The organism is Pseudomonas sp. (assembly GCF_050739655.1).
In the GTDB taxonomy this organism is placed as follows: domain Bacteria; phylum Pseudomonadota; class Gammaproteobacteria; order Pseudomonadales; family Pseudomonadaceae; genus Aquipseudomonas.
On record NZ_JBOIBY010000418.1, the window covers coordinates 1 to 7,183 of the forward strand.

The 7,183-nt window shown below is 57.9% G+C and carries 9 protein-coding genes; 5 read left to right on the forward strand and 4 right to left on the reverse strand.

Going from position 1 to position 7,183, the window contains the following annotated elements; translation table 11 throughout:
* The first annotated feature begins 139 nt into the window (after positions 1-139).
* Positions 140-526: a COG4315 family predicted lipoprotein gene (locus ACRESJ_RS20385; RefSeq protein ID WP_431759501.1), complete on the forward strand. Its 387-nt coding sequence runs from the start codon at positions 140-142 to the stop codon at positions 524-526.
* A 108-nt stretch (positions 527-634) separates the two neighbouring features.
* Here the strand turns inward: ACRESJ_RS20385 and ubiA are convergent, their stop codons facing one another.
* Complete coding sequence (ubiA, locus tag ACRESJ_RS20390) at positions 635-1,525, reverse strand: 4-hydroxybenzoate octaprenyltransferase (RefSeq protein ID WP_431759502.1); 891 nt, start codon at positions 1,523-1,525, stop codon at positions 635-637.
* A complete protein-coding gene (locus ACRESJ_RS20395) occupies positions 1,525-2,088 on the reverse strand; it encodes a chorismate--pyruvate lyase family protein (RefSeq protein WP_431759503.1) in 564 nt (187 codons plus the stop codon). The genes ubiA and ACRESJ_RS20395 overlap by 1 nt, the downstream gene beginning before the upstream one ends.
* 199 nt (positions 2,089-2,287) lie before the next feature.
* On the opposite strand from ACRESJ_RS20395, the gene ACRESJ_RS20400 reads away from it, so the two are divergent.
* From ACRESJ_RS20400 to ACRESJ_RS20410, 3 genes are all read left to right on the forward strand, one after another.
* Positions 2,288-2,455 carry a rubredoxin gene (locus ACRESJ_RS20400; protein WP_074872076.1) on the forward strand — a complete coding sequence of 56 codons (168 nt, stop codon included), beginning with the start codon at positions 2,288-2,290 and terminating at the stop codon, positions 2,453-2,455.
* Positions 2,456-2,475: 20 nt separating this feature from the next.
* The gene (locus tag ACRESJ_RS20405) at positions 2,476-3,624 is read left to right on the forward strand and encodes an NAD(P)/FAD-dependent oxidoreductase (RefSeq protein WP_431759504.1); all 1,149 of its coding nucleotides are present in this window, start codon (positions 2,476-2,478) and stop codon (positions 3,622-3,624) included.
* Between the two features lie 194 nt (positions 3,625-3,818).
* Complete coding sequence (locus ACRESJ_RS20410) at positions 3,819-4,094, forward strand: HU family DNA-binding protein (protein WP_003213368.1); 276 nt, start codon at positions 3,819-3,821, stop codon at positions 4,092-4,094.
* A 392-nt stretch (positions 4,095-4,486) separates the two neighbouring features.
* On the opposite strand, the gene ACRESJ_RS20415 is transcribed toward ACRESJ_RS20410, so the two are convergent.
* Positions 4,487-5,350 carry a universal stress protein gene (locus ACRESJ_RS20415; RefSeq protein ID WP_431759505.1) on the reverse strand — a complete coding sequence of 288 codons (864 nt, stop codon included), beginning with the start codon at positions 5,348-5,350 and terminating at the stop codon, positions 4,487-4,489.
* 162 nt (positions 5,351-5,512) lie between these two features.
* On the opposite strand from ACRESJ_RS20415, the gene ACRESJ_RS20420 reads away from it, so the two are divergent.
* A complete protein-coding gene (locus tag ACRESJ_RS20420) occupies positions 5,513-6,121 on the forward strand; it encodes a tRNA-(ms[2]io[6]A)-hydroxylase (protein ID WP_431759506.1) in 609 nt (202 codons plus the stop codon).
* A 22-nt stretch (positions 6,122-6,143) separates the two neighbouring features.
* On the opposite strand, the gene ACRESJ_RS20425 is transcribed toward ACRESJ_RS20420, so the two are convergent.
* Complete coding sequence (locus ACRESJ_RS20425) at positions 6,144-7,094, reverse strand: IS481 family transposase (RefSeq protein WP_431759507.1); 951 nt, start codon at positions 7,092-7,094, stop codon at positions 6,144-6,146.
* Between the last annotated feature and the right edge of the window lie 89 nt (positions 7,095-7,183).

The window sequence follows — 7,183 nt, forward strand, 5'->3', positions numbered from 1 at the left end:
TGTCATTTAACTGTCTTGCGCCGCATTAGATAACGGAATTATTGCAGTCGTGTGACAGTATTTTAGTTGCCCTGCGATTGTAGCGAACCTGAACTAAGCTCTAAGTCCGAACCCTGACAACCACAAACGGAAGGTTTCCATGACTCACATTGCTCAATCCTGGAAGGCTCTGCTGGTCACTGCTGCGCTAACGTTGCCGACACTGGCGTTCGCTGCCGACCCGGCGATGATGAAAGGCGGGATGATGGTCGACCATAAAGGCATGACGCTGTACACGTTCGACAAAGACTCGGGCGGCAAGTCGATGTGCAACGACGAGTGCGCCAAGAACTGGCCGCCGATGATGGCTCCGGCGGGCGCCAAGGCCGATGGCAAGTGGAGCGTCATCAAGCGTGATGATGGCCATATGCAGTACGCCTATGACGGCAAACCGCTGTACACCTTCGTGAAAGACAAGGCGCCGGGAGACATGACCGGCGACAAAATGAAGGACGTCTGGCACGTGGTTCACGAATCGCAGAAGTAACCACGTACGCTGAGCTTTTCGTAGGAGCGTGGCTTGCCCGCGAAGGTGTTCTCGAGATCGCCTTCGCGGGCAAGCCTTGCTCCTACAGAAAGCAATTGCATGCGTTTTTTAACGCAACGCGTAATCCAGCACGATCCCGATAAAGATCGCCAACCCGGCCCAGTGGTTGTGCAGAAACGCCTTGAAACAGCGCATCCGGTCCTTGCCACGGGTGTACCAGAACTCCCAGGCAAAACAGCCCGCGGCTACCGCCAGCCCAAGGTGGAACCAGCCACCCAGTTCAAATTTCGAACCGGCCAGCAGCAAACAACTCAGCGCCAGGCCTTGCAAGGTCAGGATGATCACCCGGTCTGCCTCGCCAAACAGGATCGCCGTGGATTTCACGCCGATCTTCAAGTCGTCATCGCGGTCGGTCATCGCGTAATAAGTGTCGTAGCCCACCGTCCACATCAGGTTGGCGATGTACAGCAGCCAGGCCGCTGCAGGCAGTTCTCCGGTTTCGGCGGTGAACGCCATGGGCATTCCCCAGGAAAACGCCGCACCCAGCACCACTTGCGGGTAGTAGGTGTAGCGCTTCATGAACGGGTAACTGAACGCCAGCGCCAGACCGCCGAGCGACAGCCAGATGGTGGTGGCATTGGTACACAGCACCAGCAGGAAACTCACACCCATCAGCAGCGCGAAGAACACTAGGGCTTCCTTGGAGCTGATCTTGCCGCTGACCAATGGCCGTTGTTCTGTGCGCTTCACATGGCCGTCGACCTTGCGGTCCGCCCAATCGTTGATCACGCAACCACCGGCGCGAGTCAGTACCACGCCGAGGACGAATATCACGATGTTGGCCAGCGATGGCGAACCCTTGCCGGCAATCCACAGCGCCCACAGCGTCGGCCACAACAGCAGGTAAATGCCGATCGGCTTGTCCATGCGCGTCAGCTGAATGAAGTCCCACGCCCGTGGATTCACGCGGTTCAAGGACTTGAGCAGGCTCTGGTACATCAGCAATTCTCCGGATGGGCGCGAGCGGCGCTCCACAGGGTCGGCAGGAAGATTTCGGCCACCAGCACGCTCAAGGTGCCGCGATCAAAGCGCGAACGGCGGCCCCATAGCGCTGGAGCCTGCACTTGGACCGGTAGCCACGCTTGAGGATAGTGGCAAACCTCGATGGCGCGACGCTGGAAGGCATGGTCGCAAAACAACAGTTCGCCCAAAGAGCGGCTGCCCAGTTCGTCCATGTGCAAGCCGTCGCCCTGCAACGCGCTACGTGCTGCGACGCTGCGAGCAAATACCCATGCCTCGCCATGCCCACGCAAATACACCTCGCGCACCCAGCCTTCACTGCCCTCGGCCAGGTCCAGCGCGGCGCATTCATCGTCGCGCAGGGTTTGCCAGCCTTCGAACAGCGGCGTGACGCTGAATCCGTCGTTCGACAGATGGGTCAGGCGTCGAGTCAGTGAGCCTTCATCGAACAGCCAGTCGAGGGCAATCGGGTCGGGGAGGGGCGTCAGCAGGCTTTGAGGAAGCCAGAGCGGCGTTGGGTGGGGGGATTTTGAGTGCGGCACAGTGAGTCATTATTGGCAGCAAAGGAGGCGGCGAGCTTAACATGTCAGCTTATAAATTTGAGTGATCGGGCGCCCCGTTGCTTCGAACAGGCTTGCATCTGTCCGGCCCCCTCTATACAAAACGCCCTGAGCCGAACGGCAGCGCTCCAAACATCGACCGTTCGCGCCTGCAAAACGCCTGAACTGAGGAAGTACCTGAATGAAAAAGTGGCAATGTGTGGTCTGCGGCCTGATCTACAACGAAGCCGACGGCTGGCCGGATGACGGCATTGCGCCTGGCACCCAGTGGCAGGACGTACCGGAAGACTGGCTGTGCCCGGATTGCGGCGTCGGCAAAATGGATTTCGAAATGATCGAAATCAACTAAGACATCCAAAGGAGTAAGGAATGAACGCACCTGTCGTGATCGTTGGTACCGGCCTTGCTGGCTACAACCTGGCCCGGGAGTTTCGCAAACTCGATGGCGAAACCCCGCTGCTGCTGATTACCGCCGATGACGGACGCTCTTACTCCAAGCCGATGCTTTCCACAGGCTTCGGCAAAAACAAGGACGCCGATGGCCTGAGCATGGCCGAACCCGGCGCCATGGCTGAACAATTGAAGGCCGAAATACGCACCCATACACGCATCAGCGGAATAGACCCGGGCCACAAGCGCCTGTGGATCGGTGAAGAAGCGGTGAATTACCGCGACCTGATCCTGGCCTGGGGCGCTGAAACCATACGTGTGCCTATTGAAGGCGATGCGGCGGACTGCGTGTTCCCGATCAATGACCTGGAAGACTACGCACGTTTTCGCGTGGCCGCGGCCGGTAAACGTCGGGTGTTGCTACTGGGTGCCGGCCTGATTGGTTGCGAATTCGCCAACGACCTGAGCCTGGGTGGCTACGAGGTGCAACTGGTTGCACCGTGCGAGCAGGTCATGCCGACCCTGTTGCACCCGGCGGCGGCCGCAGCGGTGCAGGCGGGGCTGGAAAGTCTCGGTGCACGCTTCCACCTGGGCCCGGTACTGACTCGCTTGCAGCGAGTGGCTGATGGCCTGGAAGCGCACCTGTCGGATGGTCAGGTGATCGGGTGTGACGTCGTGGTGTCTGCCATTGGCCTGCGTCCACGGATCGATCTGGCCTCCGCTGCCGGTTTGCAGGTCAATCGGGGAGTGATGGTCGACCGGCACCTGAAAACCTCTCACGCCAATATTTATGCGTTGGGCGATTGCGCCGAGGTCGATGGGCTGAATCTGTTGTATGTGATGCCCCTGATGAGCTGTGCGCGAGCGCTGGCCCAGACCCTTGCCGGCAACCCGACCGTGGTCACTTATGGCCCGATGCCAATCACCGTCAAAACACCGGTGTGCCCACTGGTGGTATCTCCGCCAGCACGGGGCGCAGAAGGTGTCTGGACCGTCGAAGGGCAGGGCGCCGACATCAAGGTGTTATGCCGTGACGCCAACGGCCAACTGCTCGGTTATGCCCTGACAGGCGCGGCGGTGATGGAAAAACTGGCCCTGAACAAAGAGCTTCCGGCTCTGCTGGCGTAAATACCAGTCGTTCTGTCGGAATCACCCTCAAGTTGCCCATATAAAGGCCGCATCGATACTGGCGCGGCTCTTCCGTGCGTGCCATTCTCACTCCCGTCTGCCGCAGAGTAGAGCACCTGCGGCGCTTTGGGCGCTGCTCCGCAGAGAGCAGCACGGACATAACAACAAAAAACCGTCAAAGGGGCTTCACTAATATGCGTAAACCAGAACTCGCCGCAGCAATTGCTGAAAAAGCAGACCTCACCAAAGAGCAGGCCAACCGCGTTCTCAACGCCGTCCTGGAAGAAATCACCGGTGCCCTGCACCGCAAAGACAGCGTGACGCTAGTGGGCTTCGGCACCTTCCTGCAACGTCACCGAGGCGCCCGCACCGGCAAAAACCCGCAAACCGGTGAGCCCGTCAAAATCAAGGCCAGCAACACCGTCGCCTTCAAGCCAGGCAAATCGTTGAAAGACAGCGTCAATCCGTAATTGCGCCAACCTCCTTCTCGAACAGGGAGGGCCGCAATAAAAAATGGGCATACCGATCAAATCGGATGCCCATTTTTGTTGCCTGAAACATTATCCCCTGTGGGAGATTCCATGTTGCAGGGGAACCCTGCAGCCTTGAATTCAGTTGATCGCAAATTCTGTGGTCGCCGCGATACCTGTAGGAGCGAGGCTTGCCCTAATGCCGGTCAGTTAAGGCATTTGTAGGAGCGAGCTTGCTCGTGAAAAATTTCAGGACGCCGCGTTCATTCAGAATTTCCGCGTTATCGTTAACGTTTTTCGCGAGCAAGCTCGCTCCTACAGTTGACCTTCATCGCTTAACTGACTGGCATTAAGGCTTGCCCGCGAAGGCAATTCGTCAGACGCCACACGCCTCAATGCTTGCTTGCCAACTCATCCAGATGATCTTCAATCTCCTGCGGCTTGAGCACCAGCACATCGCTCTCCACCGCATCGAGCACCACTTCCGCCGTATTGCCGATCAAGGCCCCCGACAAGCCGCTGCGCGCCACGGTGCCGATCACGATCACCGCCGCCTCCAGCTTGTGCACCATGAATGGAATCAGCACATCCGCCGGGCCTTCGGCGATGTGCAGGTGTTCGTCATCGATGTCGAATTCCGCCTGGAATGCCTTGCAATGCTCGCGATAACGGGCCTCGATGGTTTCGCTCAGTTGCAGCGAGGGGTCGGCTGCCGACAACATCGGTGAAGGATGGGCGCTGATCACATGGAGCTTGGCCTTGGCCAGGGTGGCGATGTCATAGCCGTGATCGATGATGGTGTTGTGCAGGTGGCGGTGCTCAGTTTCCAGATTGCCGACGTCGATGGCCGCCAGAATCACCTTGTCTTTCCAGGAGCCTGCGGTTTTTACCAGCAGCACCGGGGTAGGGCAATGGCGCAGCAACTTCCAGTCGGCGGGTGTCAGTAGCGCCTTTTTCAATGCGCCGTCGGGAAAGTGCTGCTTGATCACCAGCCCACAACCTTCCGCCTGCTGCACATCGACGATGGTTTCGTGCAGGCTCTGGTTCCACGCCTGTTCAGTGGTAACGCTGTAGCCGTCCTGCTCCAAAGCCGCCCTGAGCACCCCAAGCATACCGGCGTGATCATGTTTCGGATCGCAAACCAGCAGATGCAAATGCGCCTGGGTCACGCCGGCTATCAATTTGGCCCGTTTGAGCGCCAGGCTTTCCGAATGTTCGGGGTCGATGACCACCAGAATGCTGCGTATGGCTTGCATGAGCGGGATCTCCTGAAAATGAAAAAGCACGGCGTTGCACAACTATAGTTGCTGCTCGTCAATCACGGTGTTGACGCATATCAACGGTCGGCGGCTGGTGGTCTGCCGACAGGCCGGTATAATCGGCGCCCTTCGTTTTGAACCTTTTATCCCGTAGGCCCCATGATCCTTCCCGAAATTCACGAGTTCCTTGGCTGTCGCACGCCCGACGGCTGGGTCCAGGCAGCGCTGGCTGATCAGGAAACCCTGCTGATCGACCACAAGAATTGCGAATTCAAAGCCGCCAGCACCGCACTGAGCCTGATCGCCAAATATCACTCCCATGTTGATCTGATCAACATGATGTCGAGGCTGGCCCGGGAAGAGCTGGTGCACCACGAGCAAGTCATGCGCCTGATGAAAAAGCGCAAGATCGGACTGCGTCAGTTGTCTGCGGGGCGTTATGCATCGGGCCTGCGCAAGGTGGTACGCAGTCACGAACCCGTGAAACTGGTGGATACGCTGGTGGTGGGGGCATTCATCGAGGCCCGCAGCTGCGAGCGTTTTGAGGCACTGGTACCGCATCTGGACGAAGAGCTGGGCAAGTTTTACTTCGGCCTGCTCAAAAGCGAAGCCCGGCACTTCCAGGGTTATCTCAAACTGGCCTACCAGTATGGGGATGCCAAGGACATTGCTCAGGTGATCGACAAGGTCCGTGCAGCTGAAAAGGAATTGATCGAGTCGCCGGATGTTGAGTTTCGCTTTCACAGTGGTGTGCCAGCAGCTGCCTGACCCCGATCCCGGTAGGAGCGAGCTAGCTGTGTAAACCCACCAGGTTGTTCACAGAAGCTATCCGGCTAATCGGCGGTAAATAACTCAGACTGGCATGTGGGCGATGCCAGTTGTACTCATGCAACCACGCCGGCAAGTATGCCGCGCGCTGATCTGAGCTTTCATAGCTTCTGGCATACGCCCATTCGCGCAGAGAGGTCTGGATAAACCGCTCTGCCTTGCCGTTAGTACGCGGCGTGTAGGGCTTGGTATAGATATGTTTCAGAGCTAAGCGACGGCATAGACGCTTGAAGCGTCCGGACTTGTAGCACGGGCCGTTATCGGTCATTACCCGTTCGAAACGAACGCCAAGGCTTGCGTAGTAGCGCAGGGCCTTGATCAGCGCGAGACAGGCGCTACGCCCGCTCTGGTCTTGGTGCAAACTGCTGTGCGCCACTCGGCTGTTATCGTCGATGGCAACATGCACGTACTCCCAACCCACATGGTAGGAACGACCTTTCAGGCGGTCTTTTGTCACTCGATGGCCCGGCTTGTAAAAACGTCCCAGCTTCTTGATATCCAGGTGCAGCAAGCCCCCGGGCCGAGGATATTCGTAGCGAATGACCGGGATTGGCGGCTCCAGATAAGCCAGGCGATTGAGGCCCGAGCGGCTCAATATCCTGCCTACAGTGCTATGTCCCACGTTCAAAAACTGGCTGATTTGGCGATAGGTTCTTCGCAGATGGCGTAACTCAATCACTTGTTCCTGGCACTTTGCAGGAAGAGCATGCGGACAAGATTTGGGGCGGGACGAACGATCCTGCAGCCCTTCCTCGCCTTCTGTTCGATAGCGGTTAAGCCACTTGTAGACAGTGCGAACACTGACTCCCTGGGACTGGGCTACCTCAACAGGTCTCAGGCCTTCCTTAGTGATTCTTTGAACAAGAAGGGCTCGACCACAAACGGTTAATCGGGCATTTTTGTGAGTGTTCACTCGGGGCCTCCCGGAGCTTGGTTTGGTTCGCACCTCCAATTTCCCGGAAAAGCCCCGAGTGAACAACCTACAGAGAGATCACAGCTAGC

Coding starts and splice junctions, on each gene's coding strand:
- ACRESJ_RS20385 (WP_431759501.1), top strand. CDS start 140: ATGACTCACATTGCTCAATCCTGGAAGGCTCTGCTGGTCACTGCTGCG.
- ubiA (WP_431759502.1), bottom strand. CDS start 1,525: ATGTACCAGAGCCTGCTCAAGTCCTTGAACCGCGTGAATCCACGGGCG.
- ACRESJ_RS20400 (WP_074872076.1), top strand. CDS start 2,288: ATGAAAAAGTGGCAATGTGTGGTCTGCGGCCTGATCTACAACGAAGCC.
- ACRESJ_RS20405 (WP_431759504.1), top strand. CDS start 2,476: ATGAACGCACCTGTCGTGATCGTTGGTACCGGCCTTGCTGGCTACAAC.
- ACRESJ_RS20410 (WP_003213368.1), top strand. CDS start 3,819: ATGCGTAAACCAGAACTCGCCGCAGCAATTGCTGAAAAAGCAGACCTC.
- ACRESJ_RS20415 (WP_431759505.1), bottom strand. CDS start 5,350: ATGCAAGCCATACGCAGCATTCTGGTGGTCATCGACCCCGAACATTCG.
- ACRESJ_RS20420 (WP_431759506.1), top strand. CDS start 5,513: ATGATCCTTCCCGAAATTCACGAGTTCCTTGGCTGTCGCACGCCCGAC.